At 63.0% G+C, this 26371-nt stretch carries 24 protein-coding genes and 1 tRNA gene; 10 read left to right on the plus strand and 15 right to left on the minus strand.

Annotated elements, in window-relative coordinates; all coding sequences use genetic code 11:
* Window position 1: 1 nt before the first annotated feature.
* From ybaK to mobB, 8 genes are all read right to left on the minus strand, one after another.
* Complete coding sequence (gene ybaK / locus AC0L2O_RS22205; protein ID WP_369726074.1) at window positions 2-475, minus strand: Cys-tRNA(Pro) deacylase; 474 nt, start codon at window positions 473-475, stop codon at window positions 2-4.
* Window positions 476-598: 123 nt separating this feature from the next.
* Window positions 599-3367 (minus strand): formate dehydrogenase subunit alpha, encoded by a 2769-nt coding sequence (gene fdhF, locus AC0L2O_RS22210; RefSeq protein WP_369726075.1) that lies wholly within the window; start codon window positions 3365-3367, stop codon window positions 599-601.
* The gene (locus AC0L2O_RS22215) at window positions 3364-5070 is read right to left on the minus strand and encodes an NADH-ubiquinone oxidoreductase-F iron-sulfur binding region domain-containing protein (protein WP_473371196.1); all 1707 of its coding nucleotides are present in this window, start codon (window positions 5068-5070) and stop codon (window positions 3364-3366) included. Before AC0L2O_RS22215 ends, fdhF begins: the two co-directional genes overlap by 4 nt.
* Window positions 5071-5220: 150 nt before the next feature.
* Window positions 5221-5505, minus strand: coding sequence for a hypothetical protein (locus tag AC0L2O_RS22220; RefSeq protein WP_369726077.1), 285 nt, complete (start codon window positions 5503-5505; stop codon window positions 5221-5223).
* Between the two features lie 89 nt (window positions 5506-5594).
* Window positions 5595-7247 (minus strand): OFA family MFS transporter, encoded by a 1653-nt coding sequence (locus AC0L2O_RS22225; RefSeq protein ID WP_369726078.1) that lies wholly within the window; start codon window positions 7245-7247, stop codon window positions 5595-5597.
* A gap of 314 nt (window positions 7248-7561) precedes the next feature.
* Complete coding sequence (locus AC0L2O_RS22230) at window positions 7562-7825, minus strand: sulfurtransferase TusA family protein (protein WP_369726079.1); 264 nt, start codon at window positions 7823-7825, stop codon at window positions 7562-7564.
* 44 nt (window positions 7826-7869) lie between these two features.
* Window positions 7870-9126 (minus strand): molybdopterin molybdotransferase MoeA, encoded by a 1257-nt coding sequence (locus AC0L2O_RS22235; protein ID WP_473371197.1) that lies wholly within the window; start codon window positions 9124-9126, stop codon window positions 7870-7872.
* 9 nt (window positions 9127-9135) lie between these two features.
* A complete protein-coding gene (gene mobB / locus AC0L2O_RS22240; protein ID WP_473371198.1) occupies window positions 9136-9663 on the minus strand; it encodes a molybdopterin-guanine dinucleotide biosynthesis protein B in 528 nt (175 codons plus the stop codon).
* Window positions 9664-9869: 206 nt separating this feature from the next.
* On the opposite strand from mobB, the gene fdhD reads away from it, so the two are divergent.
* Together fdhD and mobA are read left to right on the plus strand one after the other, a co-directional pair.
* A complete protein-coding gene (gene fdhD, locus AC0L2O_RS22245) occupies window positions 9870-10760 on the plus strand; it encodes a formate dehydrogenase accessory sulfurtransferase FdhD (RefSeq protein WP_473371199.1) in 891 nt (296 codons plus the stop codon).
* A complete protein-coding gene (gene mobA, locus AC0L2O_RS22250; RefSeq protein WP_409190127.1) occupies window positions 10750-11403 on the plus strand; it encodes a molybdenum cofactor guanylyltransferase MobA in 654 nt (217 codons plus the stop codon). The genes fdhD and mobA overlap by 11 nt, the downstream gene beginning before the upstream one ends.
* A gap of 12 nt (window positions 11404-11415) precedes the next feature.
* Here mobA and AC0L2O_RS22255 read toward each other — a convergent pair whose 3' ends face one another.
* The 3 genes from AC0L2O_RS22255 to AC0L2O_RS22265 are packed head-to-tail and all read right to left on the minus strand — an operon-like array spanning window position 11416 to window position 15373.
* A complete protein-coding gene (locus tag AC0L2O_RS22255; protein ID WP_473371200.1) occupies window positions 11416-13365 on the minus strand; it encodes a molybdopterin biosynthesis protein in 1950 nt (649 codons plus the stop codon).
* 13 nt (window positions 13366-13378) lie between these two features.
* Entirely contained in the window at window positions 13379-14485 is a 1107-nt protein-coding gene (locus AC0L2O_RS22260; RefSeq protein ID WP_473371201.1) for a molybdopterin-binding protein, read from the minus strand.
* A gap of 54 nt (window positions 14486-14539) precedes the next feature.
* Entirely contained in the window at window positions 14540-15373 is an 834-nt protein-coding gene (locus AC0L2O_RS22265; protein WP_473371202.1) for an ABC transporter substrate-binding protein, read from the minus strand.
* Between the two features lie 264 nt (window positions 15374-15637).
* Between AC0L2O_RS22265 and AC0L2O_RS22270 the strand changes: the two genes are divergently transcribed.
* Together AC0L2O_RS22270 and AC0L2O_RS22275 are read left to right on the plus strand one after the other, a co-directional pair.
* Window positions 15638-16531 carry a substrate-binding domain-containing protein gene (locus AC0L2O_RS22270; protein WP_473371203.1) on the plus strand — a complete coding sequence of 298 codons (894 nt, stop codon included), beginning with the start codon at window positions 15638-15640 and terminating at the stop codon, window positions 16529-16531.
* A 98-nt stretch (window positions 16532-16629) separates the two neighbouring features.
* The gene (locus tag AC0L2O_RS22275) at window positions 16630-17844 is read left to right on the plus strand and encodes an ABC transporter substrate-binding protein (protein WP_369726087.1); all 1215 of its coding nucleotides are present in this window, start codon (window positions 16630-16632) and stop codon (window positions 17842-17844) included.
* Between the two features lie 131 nt (window positions 17845-17975).
* On the opposite strand, the gene AC0L2O_RS22280 is transcribed toward AC0L2O_RS22275, so the two are convergent.
* Window positions 17976-18953, minus strand: a complete 978-nt coding sequence (locus AC0L2O_RS22280) for a TAXI family TRAP transporter solute-binding subunit (protein WP_473371204.1) — start codon at window positions 18951-18953, stop codon at window positions 17976-17978.
* Between the two features lie 106 nt (window positions 18954-19059).
* On the opposite strand from AC0L2O_RS22280, the gene AC0L2O_RS22285 reads away from it, so the two are divergent.
* The 3 genes from AC0L2O_RS22285 (at window position 19060) to AC0L2O_RS22295 (ending at window position 21287) form a co-directional block, all read left to right on the plus strand.
* Window positions 19060-20037, plus strand: coding sequence for a Bug family tripartite tricarboxylate transporter substrate binding protein (locus AC0L2O_RS22285; protein WP_473371205.1), 978 nt, complete (start codon window positions 19060-19062; stop codon window positions 20035-20037).
* A 346-nt stretch (window positions 20038-20383) separates the two neighbouring features.
* A tRNA-Ile gene (locus AC0L2O_RS22290) sits at window positions 20384-20459 on the plus strand.
* 108 nt (window positions 20460-20567) lie between these two features.
* Window positions 20568-21287: a hypothetical protein gene (locus AC0L2O_RS22295; RefSeq protein WP_473371206.1), complete on the plus strand. Its 720-nt coding sequence runs from the start codon at window positions 20568-20570 to the stop codon at window positions 21285-21287.
* A gap of 441 nt (window positions 21288-21728) precedes the next feature.
* Here the strand turns inward: AC0L2O_RS22295 and AC0L2O_RS22300 are convergent, their stop codons facing one another.
* Window positions 21729-23669, minus strand: a complete 1941-nt coding sequence (locus tag AC0L2O_RS22300) for a DUF262 domain-containing protein (protein ID WP_473371207.1) — start codon at window positions 23667-23669, stop codon at window positions 21729-21731.
* A 90-nt stretch (window positions 23670-23759) separates the two neighbouring features.
* Here AC0L2O_RS22300 and AC0L2O_RS22305 point away from each other — a divergent pair, with 90 nt between their 5' ends.
* The 3 genes from AC0L2O_RS22305 (at window position 23760) to AC0L2O_RS22315 (ending at window position 25231) form a co-directional block, all read left to right on the plus strand.
* Complete coding sequence (locus AC0L2O_RS22305; protein WP_007600646.1) at window positions 23760-23888, plus strand: hypothetical protein; 129 nt, start codon at window positions 23760-23762, stop codon at window positions 23886-23888.
* Between the two features lie 257 nt (window positions 23889-24145).
* Window positions 24146-24394, plus strand: a complete 249-nt coding sequence (locus AC0L2O_RS22310; RefSeq protein WP_369726093.1) for a hypothetical protein — start codon at window positions 24146-24148, stop codon at window positions 24392-24394.
* A gap of 375 nt (window positions 24395-24769) precedes the next feature.
* Window positions 24770-25231: a universal stress protein gene (locus tag AC0L2O_RS22315; RefSeq protein ID WP_473371208.1), complete on the plus strand. Its 462-nt coding sequence runs from the start codon at window positions 24770-24772 to the stop codon at window positions 25229-25231.
* 42 nt (window positions 25232-25273) lie between these two features.
* Here AC0L2O_RS22315 and AC0L2O_RS22320 read toward each other — a convergent pair whose 3' ends face one another.
* A complete protein-coding gene (locus tag AC0L2O_RS22320) occupies window positions 25274-26071 on the minus strand; it encodes an adenylate/guanylate cyclase domain-containing protein (protein ID WP_473371209.1) in 798 nt (265 codons plus the stop codon).
* Window positions 26072-26204: 133 nt separating this feature from the next.
* On the minus strand, window positions 26205-26354 hold the full coding sequence (locus AC0L2O_RS22325) for a hypothetical protein (RefSeq protein WP_473371210.1): 150 nt from the start codon (window positions 26352-26354) through the stop codon (window positions 26205-26207).
* Between the last annotated feature and the right edge of the window lie 17 nt (window positions 26355-26371).

A 26371-nucleotide genomic window follows, 5' to 3' on the forward strand; every position in this document is an offset into this window, starting at 1 on the left:
CTCACGCGACCACATCCGCGACGATCGCCTTCAACACATCCCGTGCGTCGCCCGGCTTGAGCCGCACCTGCAAGCCGCGCTGGCCACCGTTGAGATAGACCTGATCGTGCGCGAGCGCGCTTCTCTCGATCACGGCGTGCACCGGCTTGCGCTGCCCGAACGGACTGATGCCGCCGACCTTGTAGCCGGTGAGGCGCTCGGCCTCCGGCGGTTTCATCATCTGCGCGGACTTGCCGCCGACAGCGGCGGCGAGCTTCTTCATCGAGACTTCCTGGTCGGACGGAACGATCACGCAGACCGGCTTGCCGTCGACCAGCGCCATCAGCGTCTTCAAGACGCGCGCCGGGCTCTCGCCGAGAGCGGAGGCGGCCTGAAGGCCGATGCTCTCGGCATCAGGATCGTAGTCGTAAGTGTGAACGGTGAAGGCGACTCCGGCAGATGTGAGCGCGCGGGTGGCGGGGGTGACTTTGGACATGGTCACGTTTACCACCGTCATTGCGAGGAGCGAAGCGACTAAGCAATCCAGAGTCTCCCCGTGGAGGTGGTCTGGATTGCTTCGCTTCGCTCGCAATGACGGCGCGGGTGCGGACGGCGAAGCCTACTCCGCGGCGTCACGCATTTCCGCGCGCTCGGCTCTTGCCGCGCAGAACTTGAACTCCGGGATCTTGCCGAACGGATCGAGCGCCGGATTGGTCAGGAGGTTCGCCGCCGCTTCCGCGTAGCAGAACGGCATGAACACCATGTTCTCCGGCACGTCGCGATCGGAACGCACCTTGACTTCGACAGCGCCGCGGCGGGTCTCGAGGCGGATGAAATCGCCGGGCGCGAGCTTCTTCCTGTGCATGTCCTTTGGCGACATGAAGGCGACCGCCTCCGGCTCGATCTGGTCGAGCACCTGGGCACGGCGCGTCATCGAGCCGGTGTGCCAGTGTTCGAGCACGCGGCCGGTCGACAGCACCATTGGATATTCGGCGTCGGGCACCTCGTCCGGCGGGATGACGTGGGCCGGCACAATCTTGCCCCGCCCGCTCGCGGTCGGAAAGCCCGTGGTGAAGATGATCTCGTTGCCGGGCTTGTTCGGATCGTCCGCCGGATAAGTGACAGCACCTTCGCGCACCAGCCGTTCCCAGCTGATGTTCTTCAGCGACGGCATCAGCTCCGCCATTTCGGTGTAGACTTCGCCGGGGCCGGCATAATTCCATGGCAGGCCCATGCGCTTGCCGATCTCCTGGATGATCCAGAGATCCTGCCGCGCATCGCCGGGCGGTTTGATGACCTGGCGCGCGAGCTGCACGCGGCGATCGGTATTGGTGAAGGAGCCCTCCTTCTCCGCGAAGGCCGATGCCGGCAGGATGACGTCGGCGTGGAACGCCGTCTCGGTGACGAAGAGATCCTGCACCACGAGATGATCGAGCATCGCGAGCGCCTGGCGCGCATGCTGGAGATCGGGGTCGGACATCGCGGGGTTCTCGCCCTCGATATACATGCCCTTGATCTCGCCGGCGTGGATCGCGGTCATGATCTCGACCACGGTCAGGCCACGCTCGGGATCGAGATCCTGCTGCCACAGCTTCTCGAACGCGCCGCGCAGATCGTCGCGGCCGACCGGCTGATAATCCGGCAGGAACATCGGGATCAGGCCCGCGTCGGAGGCGCCCTGCACGTTGTTCTGGCCGCGCAGCGGATGCAGTCCCGTGCCCGGACGGCCGACCTGGCCGGTGATCAGTGCCAGCGCAATCAGGCAGCGCGCATTGTCGGTGCCGTGAACATGCTGGCTGATGCCCATGCCCCAGAAGATGATCGAGGATTTTGCCCGCGCATAGGTCCGCGCCACCTCGCGCAGCGTCTGCGCCGGGACCCCGCAGATCGCCTCCATCTTCTCCGGCGTGAACTCCTTGATCTTCTCCTTGAGCTCCTCGAAGCCCTCGGTATAGCCGGCGATGTACTGATCGTCGGTCAAGCCTTCGGTGATGATCGTGTTGATCATCGCGTTCAGCATGGCGACGTCGGAGCCCGGCTTGAACTGCAGATGCTTGGTCGCATGGCGCGACAGCGTCTGCCGGCGCGGATCCATCACGAACAGCTTGGCGCCGTTCTGCTTGACCGCGTTCTTGATGAAGGTCGCGGCGACGGGATGGTTCACGGTGGGATTGGCGCCGATCACGATGATCACCTCGGCGTCCATCGCAGCCGAGAACGGCGCCGATACGGCGCCCGAGCTCAGGCCCTCGAACAGCGCCGCGACAGACGAGGCGTGGCAAAGCCGCGTGCAGTGATCGACATTGTTCGAGCCGAAGCCGGTTCGCACCAGCTTCTGGAACAGATAGGCCTCCTCGTTCGAGCCCTTGGCCGAGCCGAAGCCCGCGAGTGCCTTCACCCCGTTGGTGTCGCGGATCTTGACCAGACCCTTGGCCGCAATGTCGAGAGCCTCGTCCCACGATGCTTCGCGGAAATGCGTGAAGGGATTGGCTGGATCGACCTGGTCGTTGGAATCCTTCTTCGCGTTGGGCAACCGCACCAGCGGCTTGGTCAGGCGATGCGGATGGTGGATGTAATCGAAGCCGAAGCGGCCCTTGACGCAGAGACGGTTGTGATTGGCGGGGCCGTCACGGCCTTCCGCATAGATGACCTTCTCGTCCTTGACCTCATAGGTCACCTGGCAACCGACGCCGCAGAACGGGCAGAGCGAATCCACCTTCTTGTCCGCGTAAGTGACGCGGGTCTGCTTGTCGTCGAGCATCACGGCCGGCATCAACGCGCCGGTCGGACAGGCCTGCACGCATTCGCCGCAGGCGACGCAAGTGGACTCGCCCATCGGATCGTCGAAGTCGAACACGACTTTCGAGCCGTGACTACGATAAGCCATGCCGATCACGTCGTTGACCTGGACCTCGCGGCAGGCGCGCACGCACAGGCCGCACTGGATGCAGGCATCGAGGTTGACGCGCATCGCTGGATGGCTGGCGTCGGCGTCCCAGCGCTCGGCGGCGGGGAAGCGGCTCTCGGTGACGCCTGTTGTCTCGGCCCAGTGCCAGAATTTGGATTCCGGATCGTGCGAGGTCTCGCGCGCCGGCTGATCGGCGACGAGCAGTTCCATCACCATTTTTTGCGCGGCAACGGCGCGGGCGCTCTCGGTCTTCACCTTCATGCCGACCGACGGCGTGCGCTTGCAGGAGGCGGCCAACACGCGCTCGCCCTCGATCTCGACCATGCAGGCGCGGCAATTGCCGTCGGGGCGATAATCCGGCGCCGGCGAATAGCACAGATGCGGGATCTCGCGGCCCTGGCGCTGCGCGACCTGCCAGATGGTCTCGCCCGCTTTGGCTTCGACCTGCTTGCCGTCGAGCTCGAACGTAATCTTGGTCATTCGGCCGCTTCCTTGAACTCGTCAGGGAAATATTTGATCACTGAGGACAGCGGATTCGATGCCGCCTGCCCGAGTCCGCAGATCGAGGCATCGCGCATCGCCTGGCTCAATTCCTCCAGCAATGCGCGGTTCCAGACCGGCTGCTGCATCAGAACTGCCGCCTTCTGGGTTCCGACCCGGCACGGCGTGCACTGGCCGCAGCTCTCGTCTTCGAAGAACTTCATCAGGTTCAGGGCGGCGGCGCGCACGCTGTCGTTTTGCGACAGGATGACGATGGCGGCCGATCCGATGAAGCAGCCGTATTTCTCCAGTGTGCCGAAATCGAGCGGAATGTCGTCCATCGATGCCGGCAAAATGCCGCCGGAGGCACCGCCCGGCAGATAAGCGTAGAACTGATGGCCGTCGGCCATGCCGCCGCAATATTCGTCGATCAATTCGCGGACGGTGATGCCTGATGGCGCGAGCTTCATGCCGGGATTTTTCACGCGGCCCGACACCGAGAAGCTGCGCAGGCCGTGGCGCTCATGGCGGCCGTGGCCCTTCCACCACTCGGCGCCCTTCTCGACGATGTCGCGCACCCACCACAGCGTCTCGATGTTGTTGATCAGCGTCGGCAGGCCGAACAGGCCGACCTGGAACGGGTAAGGCGGCTTGTGCCGGGGCAGGCCGCGCTTGCCCTCGATGCTTTCCAACAACGAGGATTCCTCGCCGCAGATATACGCCCCGGCGCCGCGCCGCATATGCAGCGTCGGACCGCCCGCAGGCAGTTTCGCGATCTCGCGTTGCAGGATTTCGCGCGCCGCCGGATATTCGTCGCGGATGTAGATGTAGACGTCGGACGCCTGCACCACGTGCGCGCCGATCAACATGCCCTCGATAAAGCGATGCGGATCGGTTTCGAGATAGACGCGGTCCTTGAACGTGCCGGGTTCGCCCTCGTCGCCATTGATCGCCATCAGCCGCGGGCCGGGCTCGCCTAACACCGCGCGCCATTTGCGCCCCGTGGGAAAGCCGGCGCCGCCGAGGCCGCGCAGCGATGCGTCATCGAGCGCCTTCAGGAGATCATCCTTCGGCAATTCGCCGGAGCGCAGGCGGTTGAGCAGTTGGTAACCGCCGCCAGCAACATAGGCGTCGTAACCGATGTAGTTGGGCAGATGCGCGTGGGTGTCCCCGGCCTTCGCGGCTGCCGTCACGTTGGCGACGGTGGCATGATCGACGAAGTTGTGTCCGACTTCCGCGGCAGGCGCCGTATCGCAACGGCCGACGCAGGGCGCGCGCACGACGCGGATGCCGGGGCCCGACGCGCTCTGCAGATCTGCGAGCAGTTTCTCGCCGCCGAGCATCGCGCAGGTGAGCGAGTCGCAGACGCGGATCGTCAGCGGTGCGATGTGAGGCTCGCCTTCCTTCACCACGTCGAAATGCGCATAGAACGTCGCGGTCTCGAACACCTCCGCAAAGGCAAGCTTCATCTCGTCGGCAAGTGCTGCGAGATGAGCGGCCGAAATCTGGTGATATGTGTCCTGGATCAGGTGCAGATGCTCGATCAGCAGGTCGCGCCGCCGGGGCCTGTCCCCGAGCAGCTGTTCGATCTCATGCGCGGCGGTGGGGTCGACCTGTCGTCCCTTCGGCGTGGCCTTGGCGCGCTTGCGCCCTCCGCCGGGATGCTCGAATTCGCGAACCTTGTGAACGTCGTCGTGGCCCATCGGTGCGTCTCGCAGCCTTTCTTCGGAACAAATCCAAACCTACCTCTTGGCATACCAGATGCCAAGAAAATTCGTATGTTCCATAAAGCATTTAAGGGGCCTGGAGCCCGCCGAGCTCCACGCCCCTCGCCGAATCGGATGTGCGCCGTCTCAGGTCTTTTCCATGCACTCTGCGATGTAGAACCAGCGGTCGTCGCCGGCGAGACCCTTCGACTTCACATCGGCCCGGCAGGCCTTCAGCTTCGGCTTGTTGGCGGACCACTTCGCCTTCATGTCCTTCAGCTTCTGCATGGTGAGCTTCATCTTTCCCGGCGGCTTGGCGCTGGTCGTCGCAGCGGGTGCAGGCGTCGCGGGTGCGGTTGTGGTTTGCGCCGATGCAGTACTGAGGGCTGCGGCCAGCAGCATGGCGGTGAGGCAGATACGGATGCGAAGCATAAAAATCCCCCTAGGTCCCATTCTCAAGTGTTGGTCTGGCGAGCAACGCGGGATGCTGACTTGCCGCATCCCGCGTGCTGGGTTTGCGATCAGAGGATCTTAACCGCGCTCTCGAGTGTCTTGTAGACGCCCCAGGCCAGCGGAACGCCGACGAAGAGCCAGAACATCGCAGCCTTGGCGTCGAGGCCGCCAGTGCCGATCCCGAACGACCCCGTCTGGACCGTGCTTGGGCCTGCGTTTGTCGCCTGCGATTTGGCGAGCTCCGCCTCGCTCATGTACCACTTTGCATCGACGGGCTTGATCAGATAGTTGCAGATGATACCCGCAATCAGCATTGCACAAAGAATGTACATGGTCGTGTTGTAGAGCTGATCACGCGGCACACCCGCCGCGAGCTGGAACTCCCGGATGTAGTTGACCACGACCGGGCCGATGATGCCCGCCGTCGACCAGGCCGTCAGCAACCGGCCATGGATGGCGCCGACAAACTGCGTTCCGAACATGTCCGCGAGATAAGCCGGCACGGTCGCGAAGCCGCCGCCATACATCGACAGGATGATGCCGAAGCCAAGCACGAAAAGGAGCTTCGAGCCCATCGCCGCAAAGGTCGGCGCCAGCGCGTAAAGGACGATGCCGAGAACGAAGAACGTATAGTAGGTGTTCTTGCGGCCGATATAGTCCGACAGCGTCGCCCAGGCGAAGCGGCCGCCGATATTGAACAACGACAACAGCCCGGCGAAGCCCGCAGCGATCGCTGCAATGGCGGTCTTCTGCTCAGCCGAAAGCTGGCCGAAGGTCAATTCCGGATGGCCGATCAGCTTGCCTGCGAAGATTTCCTGCAACATCGGCGAGGCCATGCCGATGACCCCGATTCCCGCCGAAACGTTCAGGCACAGCACCCACCAGATCAGCCAGAATTGCGGCGTCTTGTGCGCATTGTTGAGATGGACGTGGTGCTCGGAGATCATGGACTTCTTTTCGCTCGGCGGCGTCCAGCCCTCGGGCTGCCAGCCGCTCGGAGTGACCCGATAGGCAAATGCGCCGATTGTCATGAAGACGAAGTAGACTAGGCCCATCACGATGAAGGTCTGCCAGACTCCGACGTCAGTGGGCGTCTTGAAGTAATTGATCAGGAGATTGGCGAATGGCGCGCCGATCATTGCACCACCGCCAAAGCCCATGATCGCCATGCCGGTCGCCATGCCGCGGCGATCGGGAAACCACTTCACCAAGGTCGACACCGGCGAGATGTAGCCAAGGCCGAGGCCCACGCCGCCGATGACGCCGGCACCGAGCCACATGATCCAGAGTTGATGGACGTAGACACCGAAGGCCCCGATCAGAAGCCCGCCGCCCCAGCATAACGCTGCCACGAACCCTGCTTTGCGCGGACCCGCACGCTCGAGCCAGCCGCCCCAAATCGCAGCCGAGACGCCCAGGAGGACGAAGAACAGGGTGAACATCCACCCGAGGCTGGCGACCTTCCAGTCACACGTGGTGGTGAAGAGCTCCTGCCACAGCGACATGTCCGGGCAGGCCTTCGGCGCAGTCAACCCAATCGCGCGCGAGAGCGGCAGCCAGAACACCGAGAAGCCGTAGGCCATGCCGATGCAAAGATGGATGCACAGCGCTGCCGGCGGCACCAGCCAGCGATTGAAGCCGGCCTTGGCGACCGTGTGCTCGCGATCAAGCAAGCCTGCACCAGCGCCCGAAATCCTTCCAGCGCTTTCAATTGTCGTCATGCATTCCTCCCCTGAGGCCGCCCTTCTGAGCGAGCCTGCCGCTGCCATCCTGTCCTCAGCCCGGCGCGGTGCAGCTATTGTCCCTACTGCTCCGCACAATCACCCGACACGCGCCAGGATCGTCACGCGCGTCTGAAAAGTTAACCCCTCAAGCGGGGCTCTATGCCCGATATGACGTCAGGCTTCTGAGTGGCCCGGTGATCCGCATATCGCAGACAAGACTCAACCTCCGTGCCCGCACGGAGAGCGACAATTTGGGCAGAAGCCATGCGCGATGTCGATAGACAAAAGGTCGGTATCAGCGCGGTAACGGCTCAAGAATGCAGCGCAGCATTGAAATTGCCTATCGAGCCATTCGTTTTCTCTATCAAGAACACGATGCGCGCGTCAGTGCGCTGGGTGATCTCAACCTTGTCGCCGGTCTCGCGAATGAGGTTCGGAATGTCGATCACCGAAAGCGGATCGGTGCAGTGCACTTCGAGCTGATCACCCGGCTGCAACGGTTTCAGCGCCTTGCGTGTTTTCAAGGCGGGCAGCGGGCATTTCAGTCCGGTGAGATCAAGCGTCGTTCTGGTCATGGCCGCAACATGGCGGGACAGGTGGATGGCGTCAACGCGCCGCCTCAGATCAAACCGGCGTAGGACAGGAAACCTACGCTCGCGCCCGGCTCGACACGCGTGATGTCCTCGCCGAGTTCGATGAGGCCGTCGGTCTCCACCAGGGATGACAGCAGCCCGGCGCCCTCGCGCGGGAACTTGACCGCCTCCAGCGCGCCGTCCTCCGCGCGCCGCAACGACGCGCGAACATATTCGCGCCGGCCGATCTTCTTCTTGTAGGTGAAGGCCGCGCGCACGGGAACCGGCAAGAGCGGCTCCGGCAGGCTGCCGGCGAGTGCCAGCACAGTCGGCCGCACCACATGGACGAAGGTGACAAAGCTCGCCACGGGATTGCCGGGCAATCCGATCAGCGGGGTGCCCTCGATGATGCCCATCGCCACGGGTCGGCCGGGCTTGATCGCCATCCGCCACAGCACCAGCGAACCGACACTTTCCACAGCCGCCTTGACGTGATCTTCCTCGCCGGTCGAGACGCCGCCCGTGGTGAGAATCAGATCATGTGCGCCTGCGACTTGTTTCAGGCCGCTGGCAAGCGAGCTGGGTTCGTCGCGCAAAATGCCGAGATCGCTGACCTCGCAGCCGAGCCGGCGCAGCATCGCCATCAGCATGAAACGATTGGAATCGAACAGTTGCGACGTCGCGCGCGGCTCTCCGGGCGAAGCCAGCTCGTCGCCTGTCGAGAACACCGCGACACGGATGCGCCTGATCACGTCGAGCCGGGCCAGGCCGAAGGCAGCAGCAAGCGCAACGTGTTGCGGGCGCAGCCGCTGGCCGGCGCGCAGGGCGATCTGCCCTTTCGAGATGTCCTCGCCCGCAGGGCGGACATTGGCACCAGGTTTCAGCCCCGCCGGCAATACGATTTTGCCGGTGTCATCGATGCGGACATCCTCCTGCATGAAGACGGTCTCGGCGCCTGGCGGCATCGGAGCGCCGGTGAAAATGCGCGCGGTGTGGCCGGGCTTGATCGTGGCATGCGCGGGGCCGCCGGCCTGGATGCGGCCATCAAGCGGCAGCGCTTGCTCCGTTTCTTGCGGAAGGTCCGCGTTGCGCACGGCATAACCATCGACGGCGGAGTTGGTGAAGGGCGGCAGCGGCAGGGGCGCCGCGATGTTGCGCGCCAGCACGCGTCCGTCGGCATCGACCAGCGCCACCGTCTCGAGATCGGCAATCGCATTGACACGCGCCGCGATCAGGCCGACCGCCTCGTCGACCGACATCATCGGTCCGCCGAAGGCAAAGCAATCGTTCGACAGTTGCGCCATGGTACCTCGTCAGCGCGTCGCAGCGCTTTTCCGGACCGCTTCCTCGACCGGCATCGCCGCACGCAACAGCAATGCGGCTGCGGCCGGGATGTCGTCGAGATGCACGGTCGGCAGCCTGGTTTCAACTGCGACGTCCGTCACGATTCCGACAATGCCGGGATCGTCGGGAAACAGTAGCGGCTTGCCATTGGCGGCACGATGCACCTCGATCTTGCGATGCGGCTCGCGCTTGAAACCTTCAACGACGACGAGATCGACTGCGGATAGCTTGCTCAAGAGTTCCGGCAGCCGCCGCTCGGCCGCCCCGCGCAATTCATGCATCAACGCCCAGCGGTTTGACGAAGCAATCAGCACCTCGGCCGCACCGGCCTCGCGATGGCGCCAGGAATCCTTGCCGGGCACATCCACGTCGAACTGGTGATGCGCATGCTTGATGACGGAGACGCGCAGGCCCTGCGCGTTGAAATGCGGAATCAACCGCGTCAACAGCGTGGTCTTGCCCGCACCGCTCCAGCCTGCAAGGCCGATGACTTTCATTCCAGTCTGTCTCCGCGAACGACCCAGGTCCTTGATGGAACCTGTCTCTTCTCCGTCATTGCGAGCGAAGCGACGCAATCCAGACTGCCACCGAGGAAAGACTCTCGATTGCCTTGCTGCGCTCGCAACGATGACGAGAGGCATTTTCGTCTTCCGCCTGCATGCTTATATCGGCCTGACCCGAATGTCATGCTAACGTCGCAGCCATGATGAAGATCGACAAAGCCCCGGTACCGCTCATCCTCCCGAACCCGGACGACCCGCGCCTGACCCAGAGCGTCACGGGGACCGACCAGACAGGCGCCAGGGTCGAGATCAAGGTGCCGATGGAGCGGCCGCTGACGCTCTACCTGAACGCCCAGGAGATCGTCACCATGATGACGATCGGCGACTATCCCGAATATCTGGCGCTGGGCTATTTGCTTAACCAGAACATGCTGAAATACGATGACGCCGTCACCGAGGTCGAATACGACGACGACCTCCAGGTCGTCGTCGTGCGCACCGAGCACCACACCAATTTCGAGACCAAGCTGAAGAAGCGCACGCAGACCTCGGGCTGCGCGCAGGGCACCGCCTTCGGCGACCTGCTCGAAGCGGTGGAAAGCGTTGCGCTGCCGAAAGCCGAGCTGCGCACATCCTGGCTCTACCAGATGACCCAGACCATCAACACCATGCCCTCGCTCTATCTGGAGGCAGGCGCGATCCACGGCTGCGTGCTCTGCAAGCAGGGCGAACCGCTGTGTTACACCGAGGACGTCGGCCGCCACAACGCCGTCGACAAGATCGCGGGCTGGATGTACCGCCACGGCGTCGATGCTGGCGACAAGATCCTCTACACGACGGGGCGCCTCACCTCGGAGATGGTGATCAAGACCGTGCGCATGGGAATTCCGATCCTGGTCTCGCGCTCCGGCTTCACCGCCTGGGGCGTCGATCTCGCCCGCCAAGTCGGACTGACATTGGTCGGGCGCGCGCGGGGAAAGCGCTTCATCGCCCTCGCGGGCGAAGAGCGGATCGTCTACGACCAGAGCCTCGCTTATGTCGAGGAAGAGGCGGCGAAGCACAAGCGCAAGGGCGAAAGTGGTGACGACTGAAACTCCGCCGACGAGCTTTCCGTCGACTGTCGGCGTGCTGCTCGCCGGCGGTCTCGCACGACGCATGGGCGGCGGCGACAAGCCGATGCGCTCCATCGGCGGCCGCACCATTCTGGAGCGCGTGATCGCGCGGCTGCAGCCGCAATGCGACGGATTGATCCTCAATGCCAATGGCGATCCCGCGCGCTTCGCTGCATTCGGGCTGACGATCGTTGCGGACGACGTGCCCGGCTTCCCGGGTCCGCTCGCCGGCATCCTCGCCGCGCTCGACTGGGCCGGGACGAACCGGCCGGAGATCGAATGGGTGCTCAGCGCCGCCGGCGACTGTCCGTTCCTGCCGCGCGATCTCGTTGCGCGCCTGCATGAGGCGCGGCAGCGAGAGAACGCGCAGCTCGCGGTCGCTGCATCCGGCGATCAGTCGCATCCCGTGATCGGGTTGTGGCGCGTGGACCTGCGCGACCAACTGCGTCACGCGCTGGTGGTCGAGGACCTCCGCAAGATCGACCGCTGGACCGCCCGCTATCCGCTCGCGACGGTGAGGTGGCCGACCGAGCCGCTCGACCCGTTCTTCAACGCCAACACGGTCGAGGACATCGCCGAAGCGGAACGGCTGGCGGCAGTGGATGAGAGCCGCCCGGCCTGAACGCTCGTTCGTCTAGGCCGGCCGGAATCCGGCTCGTTCCAGCGCAACGCGGGCGGCGTCCGAACCGAGCGCATTAAGAAACGCCTGCACCGCAGGGCGCTGCTTGCGCGCTGTCACCAGCGCGAAGTCATAATGCTCTTCCGCGAGCGGAATGAAACCGAGGCCGACCGCGTGGGCGACCGGCGCAATGGTCATGCCCCAGTCGGCGCGGTTCTGCGCGACGGCCGCGGCAACCGCATTGTGCGAGCGCGGCTGGTTCCAATAGCCTTCCGGCCGCGCGCCGCCGAGCAGCCGATCGATCAGGATGCGTGTGCCGGCGCCCTGGTTGCGATTGACCATGATGCAGGCGGCATCGGTCAGCGCGGCGGCAACGGCCTGCTTCGCCCCGAGTCCCTCGAAACGTTTGTCGCCTTTGCGAAACACGATGCCCTGCATCCGCCGCCAGCCCGGTACGAGCTCCAGCCCCTCGACCAGATAGGGCGCGTTGTAGGTCTCAGTATTGTCGTCGAACAGATGGATCGGCGCGAGATCGCATTCGCCGCGCCGCGCTGCTGCAAGTCCGCCGAGACTGCCGACGGCGATCGAGCGCACGGTCAGGCCGGCCTGCGCGAGCGGCGCGGTGACGAGATCGAGGCCGGTGCAGTGGCTGCCCACGATGACGAGATCCGGCACGCGCGCATGCGGCGTGAACAGCGTCACCTCGGCCGCGGAGCCGGCCGGCATCTGGTCGGCGAGCGCATCAATACGCAGGAAGCCGTCGGCCTGCGTAAAGGACGTGATCGCGCCGGACCCCTTGCCGGACGGATAGGCGATCAAACCATCCCTGCCCTCGACCAACGAGACCATCACGAATTCGGTGCGACCGAGCTCGGATGCGATCCGCACCGGCACGGTCGCGCTGACCTTGGTATCGGAGCGCGGCGGCAGGCCCGCCATCTTGCGCAGCACCGGCACGATCATGTCGTGGAACGTGAACATCGCCGAGGTCGGGAAGCCCGGCAGGATCACCACCGGCTTGCCGTCGCAGACCGCAAGGCACAGCGGCTTGCCGGGCTTGAGCGCCACGCCATGCGCGATGATGCCGGGCTGGCCGAGCCGACCGATGATGCGATGGGACAGGTCGCCGGCGCCTTTCGACGTGCCGCCTGACAGCACCAGCATGTCGGCGTCAGCCAGCGCGCGACGCATGGCGGATTCGAGCTTTGCCTCGTCATCGGGAATGGCACCGAGGAAAATTGCCTCCCCGCCATTCTCGTCGATCGCGGCCGCGACGATTGCACCGTTGGCATCGTAGATCGCGGCCGGTGCAAGCACCTCACCGGGCTGGACCAGTTCGTCGCCGGTAGAGATGACGGCGACACGCGGCTTGCGCGCGACATTGACTTCCGCGATCCCGCAGGCGGCGAGCATGCCGATCTCGCGCGAGCCGATCATCGTGCGGGCGCGCAGCAGCGCCTCGCCGCGCGCGATGTCGGACCCGGCGTAGGACACGAATTGCCCTGGCGACGCGGCGCGACGGACGTCGATCGCATCCGGACCGGCCGGCTGGGTGTGCTCGACCATGATAACGGCGTCAGCGCCGCGCGGCACCTGTCCGCCGGTGGCGATCGGGGTCGCAGTCCCCGCCGCCACTTGCAGCGCGGGCGCCGTGCCGCAATGGATGGTCTCGTCGTTCAGAATGAGGCGGACAGGCGCGCCTTCGCCGGCCGCTGAAAGGTCCGTCGAGCGCACGGCAAAGCCATCGACGTTGGAGCGATCGAACGGTGGTACGTCGATCGGTGCCGTGACATCTTCGGCCAGCGCCGCGCCGAGCACATCGGCCAGCCTGCGCCTTTCGTTCGGAATTGCGCGCGGGAACAGGGCAGCGTCAAAGCGTGCCAGCGCATCTTCGCGCGACAGGATGTCGAGGAACTGCTCCTGCTCGCGCGCGCTGCGATCTTGCGTTTGCGATACCTTCGTCATGTCGGAACCCATATCATTCCCGCATCAGATAGGCATCGACCGCCGCGCCCGCTGCAAATCCCTCGCTGCTGCCGGGAATGAGCAACCATGCATGCGCCCGGGCGATGGCCTGAAGCGGCCATTCACCCACCGCAAGCGGCGTCCACGCGTGATGTTCCTCGGCCAGCAGCGCAATTTCGGCGATGCCGACAGTCGACGCGATCTTGCGCGCGAGTGGCAGGGTTCGCGGGCGACGCGGCCGCCGCGCCGACAATCGATCGACGAGCGGGAGCACCAGCGCAACCCAGACCGCGAGTGCGTGATCGGGCAAGCCGGGCAAAGCGACAGCGGGAACTCTTCCAAGCCGCCCCACTGCTGCGGTCCGTCCGGGCAGGAGCGCAAGGCCATGGGCGTTCACGCTGCCGCGCCGAACGAGTGCCGCAACGACGGCATCCTGGCGACCGACGCCGCTGCCGCCGATCGTCAGCAGCAGATCGCAGGCGGAAACATCGAGCGCCTCCGCGATCGACGCGACATCGCGCGCACCGGCTTCATGCGCGCTCACATCCAATCCCGCCGCACGCGCGACGTCGGCAATCATCTGCATCGTCGCTGTTGCACCCGGCAGGTTGACGATGCGCAGCCGTGGACGCCGCACGCTCAGCCTTTCCGCGCCGGCGATACGTGCGAGCAGCAGGGCCGCTGCACCGACGGGAGATCCCTCCACGGCGACAGGTGTTCGATCGGGGACGTCGATGCCAGCGCGTCTGACGCCTTGCCCCGGCACGCCCTCCGCCAGAACCTGAGCGAGCGGGCCGGACAGCTCGACCGCGTGGGTATCGAGCACGCAGTCGCATCCATCCGGCATCGCATCACCGGCATCAACCCACACTGGAAGCGTGGTCAGAGGCAGCGGCGAATAGGAGGACGCGCCGACGAGATCATTGGCGCGCAACGCCCAGCCGTCCGCGGCGGCGATGTCGCAAGGCGGATAAGCCGCGAGCAACGGCGCACCTGTCGCGACGCAGCCGATCGCTTCGCTCAGCGGCAATGCGACCGGCGCGACCGGATCAACGCCGCGCAGCAGCGCGGCGAGCGCAGTGTCGAGCGGCGTGAGCGAGGGCGGCAGGCGCTGGATCATGCGTCATGATGGACCACGCATCGCCCGGTTTGGCAACAGCTCGCGCCGCGAACATCAGCCGCCCGACTTGTCCGCGTTCGGAAAGAACACCTGCTGTCCATCGACCTTGTAGCCGGCGATCGCCGCCTGGCCCTCCGGCGAGATCAACCAGTCGACAAAGATCTGGCCTAGCTCCTGCTTTACGTTCGGATGCTTCTCCGCATTCACCAGCATCACGCCATACTGGTTGAGCAGCCGCTTGTCGCCTTCGACGACGATGTCGAGATCGCCGCGGTCTTTGAAGGAGATCCAGCTGCCGCGGTCGGACAGCACATAAGCATTCGCCGTGCGCGCGGCCTCGAGCGCCGCGCGCATGCCCTGCCCGAGCTCGCGATACCAGGCGCCCTTGACGCTCGCGATGTCGATGCCGGCGACGATCCAGAGCGCGAGTTCCGCCGCATGCGTGCCGGATCGATCGCCGCGGGTCACAAACGGCGCTCCCTTGGCCTCGATCGCCTTCAAGGCGGTTGCGATGTCCTTGCCCTTGACGCCGGCGGGATCGCTGCGCGGCCCGATCAAGACGAAATCATTGTACATGACGTCGAAGCGTTTTGCGCCAAAGCCGTCAGCGACGAATTTCTCCTCCTGCGGCCGCGTGTGCATCAACACGACGTCGGCTTCGCCCCGTCGTGCTCCGTCGAGCACCTCGTCGGTACGTCGTGCGATCACCGTGACCTCAATGCCGGTCTTGTTTTGGAAAATCGGCAGCAGATAGTCGAGCAGGCCTGAATCCTGCGTCGATGTCGTCGATGAGAGGACGATCGAGCGGTCCTCAGCGGATGACGCGGCAATGCCGGCGGCGAAGCCGCAGAGAAGCGCAAGTGCGACGGACAGTTCGCGAACGGCCATGAATGGGTCCCCGTGAGGTGGGTCGTCTTCATGATCATGAGTGCGGATTGCGCCGCGCTCGTGACGCGATTGCCCACTTGCGCACTCGGGAAATCTCGGCAATGCGCGCATTCGGGATCGTTCACCACGACGAGAATCGCGCGTGGGATGTGTTGCAAAGCAACAAGATGTTCGGGCATGGTCGCTGCGGACCGAACTGAAGTGCAGAATTCCACCTGCGTCGAACGTCTAAAAAAGAAGCAAGAATTTGCATAGGAATGCAGGATGGAATTCCTGACGACCAGCGAAGCCGCTGACTATCTCCGCCTTGGCGAACGCAAGCTCTACGAACTCGTCACCACCGGCGCGATCCCCTGCACCAAGGTGACCGGAAAATGGCTCTTTCCCCGGCATGCGCTCGACCTCTGGGTGCTGTCCGGAATGGCACGTCCTGCGGGCATGCTGACCGCGGAGCCGCCGCCGGTCGTGGGCGGCAGCCAGGACGAACTGCTGGACTGGAGCCTGCGCGAATCCGGCTCAGGCCTTGGATCGATGAGCGAGGGCAGCGCGCGCGGGCTCGAGCGCCTGCGGCGCGACGAGGTGGTGGCGGTGGCGGTCCACTTCCACAGCCTCGATGCCTCGGACAATCTCGCCTCGGACGCCAATATGACGGCGCTGCGGGACGCTCCGGATCTGCACGATGTGCTGCTGGTCGCCTTCGTGCGGCGCGAGCAGGGCCTCGTGCTGCCGCCCGGCAATCCAAAGCAGCTACGCGGGCTCTCCGACGTGCTAGCGCTCGGTGCCAGAATGGCGATGCGACAACAAGGCACGGGCGCACAGATGCTTCTCGACGTGCTGTTGAAGCGCGCGGGCGCCACGATGCGGGATCTGCGCCGGGTCGAGACGCCGTGCCTGACCGGATCGGATCTCGCCGAACTGGTCCGCGCCGGGCAGGCCGATTGCGGCGTGGCGACGCGCGCGGCGGCGCGCTCGGCCGGCCTCGATTTCGTGCCGCTGATCTGGGAGAATTTCGATCTGGCGATGCGGCAGCGCAGCTATTTCCGCCCGGCCATGCAGGTCCTGATCCGGTTCCTGGGCGAACGGCGGCTGCAGCAGCGGGCCGAGGAGCTGACCGGCTACGACCCCTCGCCCGCCGGACAAATCCGTTTCGCGGCCTGACATTGACGCCCGCCCCCAAATAGTTGCAAAAGAAACCAATTCAGCCGGGCCATACCCGGGAGCAACAGCGGCCAACGCGCCGATGAGGGAGGACGAGCGTGAATCCAGCCAGATTTGGACTGCCGGTCGCTGCCGCGTTGGCAGCGACGCTGATGTCGGGCGTGGCCTCGGCACAGGTTTCGGACGATGTGGTCAAGATCGGTGTGCTGACGGACATGAACGGCCCGGCCTCCGCGCCGACCGGCCAGGGTTCGGTGACGGCGGCGCAGATGGCGATCGACGATTTCGGCGGCACCGTGCTCGGCAAGCCGATCAGCATCGTGATCGGCGATCACCAGCTCAAGGCCGACATCGGCGGCGCCATTGCGCGGCGCTGGTACGACGTCGACCAGGTCGATCTGATCGTCGACGTGCCGGTCTCGGCGGTCGGGCTCGCGGTGCAGAACATCGCGAACGAGAAGAAGCGGCTGTTCATCACCCACTCGACCGGCACCGCCGATTTCCACGGAAAATTCTGCTCGCCCTACGCGATCCAGTGGGTGTTCGACACCCGCGCGCTCGCGGTCGGCACCGCGGACGCCGTGGTCAAGCGCGGCGGCGACAGCTGGTTCTTCATCACCGACGATTACGCGTTCGGGCACTCCCTCGAACGCGATGCTTCGAGCGTCATCACCGCCAGTGGCGGCAAGGTGCTGGGCTCGGTGCGGCCGCCGCTCGCAACGCCCGACCTCTCCTCCTTCGTGCTGCAGGCGCAGGCGTCCAAGGCCAAGATCATCGGCATTGCCGCAGGTCCCCCCAACAACATGAACGAGATCAAGACCGGCTCGGAGTTCGGCGTGTTCAAGGGCGGCCAGCAGATGGCGGCGTTGCTGGCGCTGATCACCGACATCCACGGCCTCGGCCTGCAGGCAGCGCAAGGGCTGTTGCTGACGACCTCGTTCTATTGGGACATGGACGACAAGACCCGGGAATGGTCGAAGCGGTATTTCGCCAAGATGAACAAGATGCCGTCGATGTGGCAGGCCGGCGTCTATTCCAGCGTGATGCACTATCTCAACGCCATCAAGGAGACCGGAACCGACGATCCGCTCAAGGTCGCGGCGAAGATGCGGGAAAAGCCGATCGAGGATTTCTTCGCCCGCAACGGCCGCTTACGCGACGACAATCTGATGGTGCACGATCTCTGGCTGGTGCAGGTGAAGACGCCGGAGGAGAGCAAATATCCGTGGGACTATTACAAGATCCTCGCGACCATTTCCGGCGACAAGGCCTTTGGGCCGCCGGACCCGGCATGCGCGATGGTGAAGAAGTGACCGCATAGCGGTCATTCCGGGATGGTCCGAAGGACCAGGCCCGGAATCTCGAGATTCTCAGGTGTGCGCAAGTGCGCACCGGAGTTCGCGTCTTCGACGCGCCCCGGAATGACGATCGCTTTAAGCGATCGTCACTTCACCACGCCGATCTCGCGAAAGTATTTCATCACGCCGGGATGAATCAGCTCGGGCATCGGCGCGGCGGCGACGGTGTTTGCGGCCGTGGTCTCGCAGGCCTGCGCCAGCGTCTTGCAGAAAATCGGCTCGATGCCGTGCAACGTTTTCGCCAGCCGATAAGCGACATCGTCGGGCAGGTCCTCGCGTGTCAGCACGAAACTCCACGAGCCGAGCGAGGCGATCGGCTCGGACTGGTTTGGATAGCTGCCGGCTGGCACGGTGAGCGGCTTCAGGAACGCATGCCTGGTGCGGATGCGCGCGATCTCCTCGGCATCGGGCGCGATGAAACGCGCGCCCGGCGCGCTCGATGCCACCGCCACAAAGCCGGGCCAGCCGATGCCGGCGCCCCACAGTGCGGCGACACGTCCATCCTCGACCATCGCAGGGCCATCGCCGGCGCGATCGAGATAGATCGCCTTGAAATCCTCGTCCTGCTTGAGGCCGAGCCCGTCCAGCACATAGCGGGCCAGGATCGGCAGGCCCGAGCCTTTTGCGCCGAAAGCCACGGGCTGGCCGACGAGATCGCGAATGCTCTTGTAAGGACTGTCCGGCCGCACCACGAATAGACCGGGATTGGAATAGATCGCGGTGAGAATCTTCAGCCGTACTGGCGCGCGGCCGATGCCGGCGAACGCCTCGTAGGCGGGCTCGCCGGCGACCAACGCGAGATCGATCTCGCTTTTCTCCAGCAGCGGAATGTTTTCGTTGCTGCCCTTCGTGTTGCGCGGGGCAATCGTCAAGGACGGATCGGCCGCGTTCATCACCGCCGCAAAGGCGTTGCCGTAGAGCGGGAAGCCGCCGCCGGGCGTCGCGGTGCCCAAGCTGATCGTCGTGGTCGGAATGGCCTTGTCTCCGGTTTGCGCGGTGGCCGTGCCCGCAAGGGGATTTGCGAGCACCGCCGCGGCGAGAAGCATGTTCGAAGCAAATCTCATGGTCGTTTCCGGCGGGCCTGCGTCAACATCGACTTGAGATGATGTAGGCAGCGAGCCTATTTTGTGAAAGCATGTGCGCATAAGACAATAAAGCAATGGGGGCGACATGTTTCGAATTTTGCGGCGCGCTGTTTTCGGGCTCGCGATCATCTCGAGCCTGTTCAGCATGACCCCGCCCGCCTCCGCCGCCGACTATCCCAACCGCCCCGTGCACTGGATGATCGGCTTCGCCGCCGGCGGCCCGGTCGACATCGTGGCGCGGATCATGGCGCAGTGGCTGTCGGACCGTCTCGGCCAGCAATTCATCGTCGAGAACCGCACCGGCTCCGGCGGCAACATCGCGGCAGCTGCTGCGATCGCCTCGCCGCCGGACGGCTATACGCTGCTGTTCGTCGCGCCCAACAACGCGATCTCGACCTCGCTGTACAAGAAGCTGCCGTTCGACTTCCTGCGCGACACCGTGCCGGTCGCGAGCATCATGCAGCTCACCAACATGCTGGTCGTCTCCAACGCGTTTCCCGCGAAGACGGTTCAGGAGTTCGTCGACTATTGCAAGGCCAATCCCGGCAAGATCTCCTTTGCCTCGTCCGGCAACGGCACCTCGGTGCACATGTCGGCCGAGCTGTTCAAGGCGATGACGAAGTGCGACATGATCCACGTGCCCTATCGCGGCTCGGCCCTCGCCTTCCCCGACATCATCTCCGACAAGGTGCAGCTGATCTTCGACAACCTTCCCTCCGCGCTCGAGCAATCGCGCGGCGGCAGCGTCCGCGCACTGGGGGTGACCTCGCCGCAGCGCTGGCCAAGCGTGCCCGACGTGCCCGCGATCGCCGAGACCGTGCCGGGATTCGAATCGGTCGGCTTCTACGGCATCTCCGCGCCGAAGGGCACGCCGAGCGAGGTGGTCGAGATCCTGAACAACGCCGTCAACGAGGCGCTAAAGGACCCGAAGCTGGTGGCGCGCCTCACCGAGACCGGCGGCATTCCCAAGCCGATGACGCCGGCCGAGTTCGGCAAGCTGGTCAGCGACGAGACGGAGAAGTGGCGCAAGGTGGTGGAGTTCGCGGGGGTGTCGGTGGACTAGGCCTGCTCGCTGCCGCAGCTTGAGGCGCGCCGAGGTGACATCGGAGGGGAGCGGAAGCCCCCCTTCCAATCAAAATGTGCGAAAACAACCCCATGCACAGTAGACGAGGCTAGCGATTACAAGGGGTTACGGGACAGTTGACCGAACCCTTGGCGGGGGCGATTTGACTCGTCGGGCAAAACAGGACTAAAAGGGCATCATCGCCGATTTCGGGTATTCGAAAATCTCTGGCCATCGCTGCGCCAGCATTTCATCCGCTGTGGCCAGCATTGCACCCCCGCCTCCGTTTCTGTAAACGAACCGCGCACCGTTGCCAGCCGCGCAGTCTCGCGGCCGTCTCGCGGCGGGGCCTGTAGCTCAATGGTTAGAGCCGGCCGCTCATAACGGTCTGGTTGCAGGTTCGAGTCCTGCCGGGCCCACCATGCGACGCTTGCTTCTCGAGAGCGCGTAGGCGACGAAGGCCCGTGACGGGATCCGAGGCGGCATTCGCCGAACAAGATTTTGGTTCGTAGAGAGGATGAACCGGCGGAATGATTACACAGCCCACAACCTTTGTTGTTGGTGCGGGTGCGAGCTGTGAATACGGGCTTCCACTTGGTGCCGATCTGAAGAGCAAGATCCTGTCAGCGGTTAACTTCAACGTCGACATCCGAGTCACGACCGATGATGACCTTCTCCTGCAAGCGCTCAACAAGGAGTCGATGTCCAACCCCGCAAGGCTCGTGGATGCCGGCTTGGTACTTGCGCAACATGCGTTTCCGAACGATTCAATTGATGAAGCGCTTCACGCATTTTCTGGCAACGAATCCGTGATTCTCGTCGGAAAGCTCGCGATCGCAAGCCAGATCTTGGGTGGTGAGCGACGAAGTTCTCTGTTTGATAAGGCGCAAGAAGGTCCAAATCGGATTGCGAAGATTGGCGGCTGGTTGCCACGGCTGTTCTCTCTGGCGGTTAACGGTCTTCCGCGCACAAAGATACCTGACACGTTCAGAACCGTGGCGATCATAAACTTCAACTACGACCGTGTGATCGAGCATTACCTATATGGGGCAGTCAGAGCACTTGGACTGCCTCACGAGGACGCAGCCGAGACGGTGAATAACCTAAACGATGATCCGGCCCTACGGTTCATTAGGGCCGCTCCCTTGGCAAGAAAAAGGCGCTGTCGACTATGGACAATATCAAGAAAACCTAGTCCAGATGGCGGGCTCCCTTCGAACTTTCACGGAGACTCTACACGAAGACATTAAGTCTAGAATATCCACGCGGCTCGATCAGAGTGCCGTTGTCATTTATCTAGGTTTCGGCTTTCACAAGCAGAATACCCTGATTATGCAATCTCAAAACCAGGCGTTCAACGGCACAAGGGTGTTTGCAACTGCCTATGCCGTCGACGAGTTGAACTATTCGTCTTTACGCCAAGCAATCAGGCAATCGCTGCGCAAATTCGACGAAACCATGATCGATATAACGCCATGGACCTGCAGTACTCTGCTCGAAAAAGCGTGGCCTGCAATAAGCCTTGGCAGTCTCGTAAGCTCGAAATGGTCGGCGCCCCAATATCGGGAAGCCAGGACTACAGTGGCAGCGTGGCCCTTAACGCTGACCTGCTTTCCCCGCCGGGAATCTAGCACTCCGGAATCGGCGCAATTGGCCCAGCGACATGTTTGTGACCCTTTTACACTCAATAATTATCCTGCATCAGCCGTCAGTTCAGCAGAACTCGCCACAACAAGCGCTGGTGTGGTCAGATGCCACACCTCTTCCGCCAAGCCAGCGAGGATTACGGCGCGATTGCGAACCGCCTCGGCATTCCAAGCGGAAAATGGCTTTAGAGATTGCACTGCACGGTCTATTGCTGTGTTGCCAATGCTAATGTGGCCAGAAATGCTTCGCGTCAGAAGCAGCTGTGACATGGGATAGATCTTGCTCTTGTACGAGAACGGCATATTCCCAAGAGATTGATTGATCGCACTCTCCGCCAAACCAAGATTGCCGATCGACCACACCGTTCCGAGATCAGAGGCCCCGACGCCGAATTCTGCTTCTACCTCTGGAGTCAGCGTTTGGGGCAGAATGTGTTCAATGTGATTGGCGCCGCCATCGCAGTAACGTGAGAGCCATCGATGGCCGGCAGAGTGCTTGCCGTACGCGGCCAGATCAACGTACTGCGTGAGCTTCGCCAGGACATACCGCAGCTGAAACTGTTTTATTGACCGGCCATCGAGAGTGGGAAACTCCCTAATGAAACGCGCGGCAAGCTCTCCCCGTCGCTTTGCAAAGGTTCTCGCTGAAAATTGCTTGTACTCTTCAAGCGAAGTGACGGCTGCGATTTCGGGGGCCCAGGTCTGGAAATAGACTTCGAACTCGCGGTTTATTTGCCGAGTAACCATGTATACAAAGACGAGATCCTCAGCGTCTTGGCAAGCCGCCGCAAAGACTTCAGGCGGTAGAGCGCGAGCAGCGAGGAGGATTATGAGATGCTGACGAACAGATTTTCCAGCTAAAAGGGATAGCGACTCGACGTTCTGGTGGAGATTGCCATCCGGCCCTTTCCCACCGAGGAAATGCAGGTACGCGTCCGCGGCATCGCTCAACGCGTCTACAAATTTCAGTGGGCTCGCGCCGTACCCGACCAGACTCTCGTGGTCGACCAACCACTGATAAAGTTCATCCTCTTGCAATTTCCCGACGTTAGGATAGGTCGCAAAAATAAAATAGCGCAAGAAACGTAGCGGCTTCTCTCCTGCCTTGTATAATTTGTCGGCGAGGAGCTTCCATTTGTTCTTGAGCTTGTCAAAATCGTCGGCCTTTGTTTTTATAAACAGGAGGTTTTTTAGGAGATCCATCGCGTCAAGGCTGACGCCTCGATCATTGATCGTCTCAAATATCTTCAACGCGCGAGCAAGGCTATTCGTCGTGATGCGAATGATCTTGACCTTGTTGATCAGGTATCCATAAAACGAGCGTAGACCCGCCACGTCGCCGCTAAACTCAGATGTGAAGAATTCAAGTGCGGTGAAGTATGCTTCTGCAACGTTTCTCATTGACCGAGTGGGCGCCCGCTTGTTGGGCACGGCGCCCGTAACAAGACCGTTAAATACGTCCCCAGCATCTTCATACTGTGGATCGAGCCGAGCCTCGAAACGTTCCACACCTTCTTCGTCAACCGTGTCTTCGGCGATAAGACGTCGGATATGCTGTGTTTTTTCGCCTAGACTTTCGTACCGGTCACGCATCGCGCAGAGCGCAATGAAGAGCGTAGTGAGCCGTTGCTGACCATCGATCAAATCGAGGCGGCCGTTTTGGCCGGGACACACGACAATCGAGCCAATAAAATACTCGGAATTTGTCTGATCCGACTGCTCAGTTCGGATGTCCCGGAGTAGTTGGTCGACTTGATCTTCCGTCCAGACGTACTCCCGTTGATAATCCGGAACGGCGTAAAACTCCTTGAACACGTCTCCCAACTTCAGATCCTGTGATTCAATCGTAGACACGCCTGCCCCCAACGGTTGTGTTTTGAAATGATGCCGGAAATTAGCTCCGATCTCAATGGGCTTGCCTTCCGCCGCTGCAGAGTCGTCGTATTGCGTTTCCGATCTATAGTGATGCCTGATGCCCCGCGTCATTGCGAACGAAGCTCGTTGACGTGAATCCACGAACTCGTTCTGATGGGTGGGGATACACCAGTGCCCGCCCTCTCTCCGCAGGAGACCTCCATGACCAGTGAAAAAGGCCCGAACATCAAGAAGAAGCAGAAATGCAAGAATTGTGAGGGCAAAGGCTTGCTCAAGAAGGGCGACAAGGTGGTGAAGTGCCAGCGCTGCAAAGGCACGGGGGTGCGGTGATGTTGCGTTGATAGCCTCGCTTGCCCCCGCCAACTCCGTCAAGCTGACGTCGACTTTTATTCAAGTTTTTTGCTCTATAAACTACAGAAGGTTATCTGTAACGCGGACATCAATTGTCCCGTGGCGCGAGACAGACGCGCGTGAGCGGCTGCCATTGATGCCGCCGATGTGACGGATCGTGAAAACACGTGCCGATTGTGACGAGCGTGGCCGCGCCTTAAGTGAACAGACGTGCCGGCTTCCCTGGAGATAATGCGATGCGTTCCCTTTTGAGCTTGGGCTTTCTCATTGCCCTCAGTGCCTCGGCCAATGCCGCGACGGTCGACCACCAACACCGCAGACACGCCGTGACGCGTCAGGATCATCCCGGCGTGGTCATGAGCCCCGCTCCCTATGATGCCTACGCCGGGCCCTATGGTGCCTACGCCGAGCCTCGTCCACGTGTCTACTTCAACGACCAACCGGATCCTCTGGTGGATTCCCCCTACAAGAACTGGGGAGGCTAGAGCATGTTTCGGCGAGCCGCGTAGCGGCTTTCCGAAATCATCATGCGCAAACAAAACGGATCAATTGTCGCGCGGTGCAGGGCGATCGCATTCAACACCGTGCTCCCTGCGGCCGATCCTTCGAGACGCCCGCCTTGGCGGGCTCCTCAGGATGAGGGCGGAGTGCGCGGTCGCAGTTTCAGCGGGCGCCGATGCCGGTTAGGCCGGCCAACAGCCATGTGCGATGGCCCCGACCCCAGTGCGGGCCGCTCGCGCGATAGCTAGCAAGTGCGCCATCACTGTCATGAGAGGCCGGCAAAAGCGCGTGGACCCTCCGCTTGTATCGGCTCATATTGGCTAGGCATCACTTTGTTCAACGAACAAGGGAGCCTGCGAATGTACGCCAACATTCTCTTGAGCACGGACGGATCGGACGTTGCGCGAAAAGGCGTCGAGCATGGCATTGCCCTGGCAAAGGCCTTGAACGCCAGGCTGACGATCATCACGGTGACCGAAGCGCTGCCGGTCGACTATGGCGGCGGACACACCTCGGGATGGATTCCGACGCAGGAAGAAGTCGACAGCTATGACGCGGCCTGCAAGGCCCGCGCGGGCCAGGTGCTCGAGGAAGCGCGCGGCATGTCGGAGCAGGTCGGCAAGCCTGCCGAACTTTTGCATGTTCCGAATGCGCATCCGGCGACTGCGATCATTGAAACCGCAAAGTCCCTGGGCTGCGACTTGATCGTGATGGCCTCTCACGGGCGTCGCGGCCTCAGGAAGCTGTTTCTGGGCAGCCAGACATCCGAGGTCCTGGTCGACGGAAGCATTCCGGTGCTGGTGGTGCCGAAGCCGGCATAGATGATCCTGCAGGGCTTGCCCGGCGCCGCCCGGTTGTCCGCATCAATGCTCGACCCGGTACAGGCGCCAGCGCTCCGGCACGCCCTTGAGGCGGTGCATGCCGTGATCCCTCAGACGGATCGCCGACTGCGACATCACCAGGTCCTTGACCGCGCTCGAGACCAGGACTTCGCCGGCGCGCGCTTTCGCGGCGACACGGGTGCCGATGTGGAAGGCGAGACCGACCATTTCGCCACCACTCACCGTATACTCGCCGGCATGCAAGCCCACCCTGATCTCGAGGCCCAGCGTGCGCACGGCTTTCTGAATCGCGGTCGCGCAGCTGATGCCGGCGGCGGGCGCCTTGAACGTCGCCAGCACGCCGTCGCCCGTGGTCACGACTTCCTTGCCGCGCGAGCTCTTCAGTTCTTTACGGACCGCCGCGTAATAGTGGCCCATGATCTTGGTCCAGCGCGCATCGCCGAGCTTTGCGGCTTGTTCGGTGGAGCGGACGATATCGACGATCAGGATGGTGGCCAGGGCCTGCTTGAGCTCAGCGCTGCGCTCGGCGGAGCGGCGCCGGCTTGCGATCGGTCCGGCCAGCGGTTCATAGCGATGATTGCGCCGCCGCGCGATCGCGGCCTTGGCATAGTCCTGGGCCCGCGGCACCGTGCGGCAACGGACCGTCTTCTCCTGCGGCAGACGGGTCCAGCACACCTTGCGCCCGGCTCCGGCGCCATGGACCTCGACGGCGCCCCATTTCAGGAACACCACCGAGCCGACCCGCCTGATGCACCACGCCTTCGAGGTGTATCCGGAAACGTTCGATTGATGGATTCCGATGCGCAGGAATTTGGGCATGAACGAGCGGCCAGTCGCAGGAACGTTCGGGCGAACTTGGCGTAAACCGTAGTCACACAATCCTGCGTTGGCAACAGCACGCCCCGTTACGGCGGCGACAGCGCAAAGGACATCGAGCCGGGGTTGGCCTTCGCTATTCCATCCACCTCTTGGCCTTCAGGTCGCGGATGCGCTGCTCCGCCTCCTGCTTCGACGTGACGATTTCGGACTCGTCGGGCACGCGCGCCTCCCTGCTCAGCCGCTTCAGCTGTTCGAGTTGCTCGGGTGTCGGTTTTTCGCTCATGTGGCGTCCTCCGGAAC

The organism is Bradyrhizobium sp. Kon10, from assembly GCF_055807395.1.

Excerpts from the sequence above, each read along its gene's own strand:
- ybaK (WP_369726074.1), bottom strand. The coding sequence starts at position 475 with ATGTCCAAAGTCACCCCCGCCACCCGCGCGCTCACATCTGCCGGAGTC.
- fdhF (WP_369726075.1), bottom strand. The coding sequence starts at position 3,367 with ATGACCAAGATTACGTTCGAGCTCGACGGCAAGCAGGTCGAAGCCAAA.
- AC0L2O_RS22215 (WP_473371196.1), bottom strand. The coding sequence starts at position 5,070 with ATGGGCCACGACGACGTTCACAAGGTTCGCGAATTCGAGCATCCCGGC.
- AC0L2O_RS22220 (WP_369726077.1), bottom strand. The coding sequence starts at position 5,505 with ATGCTTCGCATCCGTATCTGCCTCACCGCCATGCTGCTGGCCGCAGCC.
- AC0L2O_RS22225 (WP_369726078.1), bottom strand. The coding sequence starts at position 7,247 with ATGACGACAATTGAAAGCGCTGGAAGGATTTCGGGCGCTGGTGCAGGC.
- AC0L2O_RS22230 (WP_369726079.1), bottom strand. The coding sequence starts at position 7,825 with ATGACCAGAACGACGCTTGATCTCACCGGACTGAAATGCCCGCTGCCC.
- AC0L2O_RS22235 (WP_473371197.1), bottom strand. The coding sequence starts at position 9,126 with ATGGCGCAACTGTCGAACGATTGCTTTGCCTTCGGCGGACCGATGATG.
- mobB (WP_473371198.1), bottom strand. The coding sequence starts at position 9,663 with ATGAAAGTCATCGGCCTTGCAGGCTGGAGCGGTGCGGGCAAGACCACG.
- fdhD (WP_473371199.1), top strand. The coding sequence starts at position 9,870 with ATGATGAAGATCGACAAAGCCCCGGTACCGCTCATCCTCCCGAACCCG.
- AC0L2O_RS22255 (WP_473371200.1), bottom strand. The coding sequence starts at position 13,365 with ATGACGAAGGTATCGCAAACGCAAGATCGCAGCGCGCGCGAGCAGGAG.
- AC0L2O_RS22260 (WP_473371201.1), bottom strand. The coding sequence starts at position 14,485 with ATGATCCAGCGCCTGCCGCCCTCGCTCACGCCGCTCGACACTGCGCTC.
- AC0L2O_RS22265 (WP_473371202.1), bottom strand. The coding sequence starts at position 15,373 with ATGGCCGTTCGCGAACTGTCCGTCGCACTTGCGCTTCTCTGCGGCTTC.
- AC0L2O_RS22270 (WP_473371203.1), top strand. The coding sequence starts at position 15,638 with ATGGAATTCCTGACGACCAGCGAAGCCGCTGACTATCTCCGCCTTGGC.
- AC0L2O_RS22280 (WP_473371204.1), bottom strand. The coding sequence starts at position 18,953 with ATGAGATTTGCTTCGAACATGCTTCTCGCCGCGGCGGTGCTCGCAAAT.
- AC0L2O_RS22285 (WP_473371205.1), top strand. The coding sequence starts at position 19,060 with ATGTTTCGAATTTTGCGGCGCGCTGTTTTCGGGCTCGCGATCATCTCG.
- AC0L2O_RS22295 (WP_473371206.1), top strand. The coding sequence starts at position 20,568 with ATGATTACACAGCCCACAACCTTTGTTGTTGGTGCGGGTGCGAGCTGT.
- AC0L2O_RS22300 (WP_473371207.1), bottom strand. The coding sequence starts at position 23,669 with ATGACGCGGGGCATCAGGCATCACTATAGATCGGAAACGCAATACGAC.
- AC0L2O_RS22305 (WP_007600646.1), top strand. The coding sequence starts at position 23,760 with ATGACCAGTGAAAAAGGCCCGAACATCAAGAAGAAGCAGAAATGCAAG.
- AC0L2O_RS22310 (WP_369726093.1), top strand. The coding sequence starts at position 24,146 with ATGCGTTCCCTTTTGAGCTTGGGCTTTCTCATTGCCCTCAGTGCCTCG.
- AC0L2O_RS22315 (WP_473371208.1), top strand. The coding sequence starts at position 24,770 with ATGTACGCCAACATTCTCTTGAGCACGGACGGATCGGACGTTGCGCGA.
- AC0L2O_RS22320 (WP_473371209.1), bottom strand. The coding sequence starts at position 26,071 with ATGCCCAAATTCCTGCGCATCGGAATCCATCAATCGAACGTTTCCGGA.
- AC0L2O_RS22325 (WP_473371210.1), bottom strand. The coding sequence starts at position 26,354 with ATGAGCGAAAAACCGACACCCGAGCAACTCGAACAGCTGAAGCGGCTG.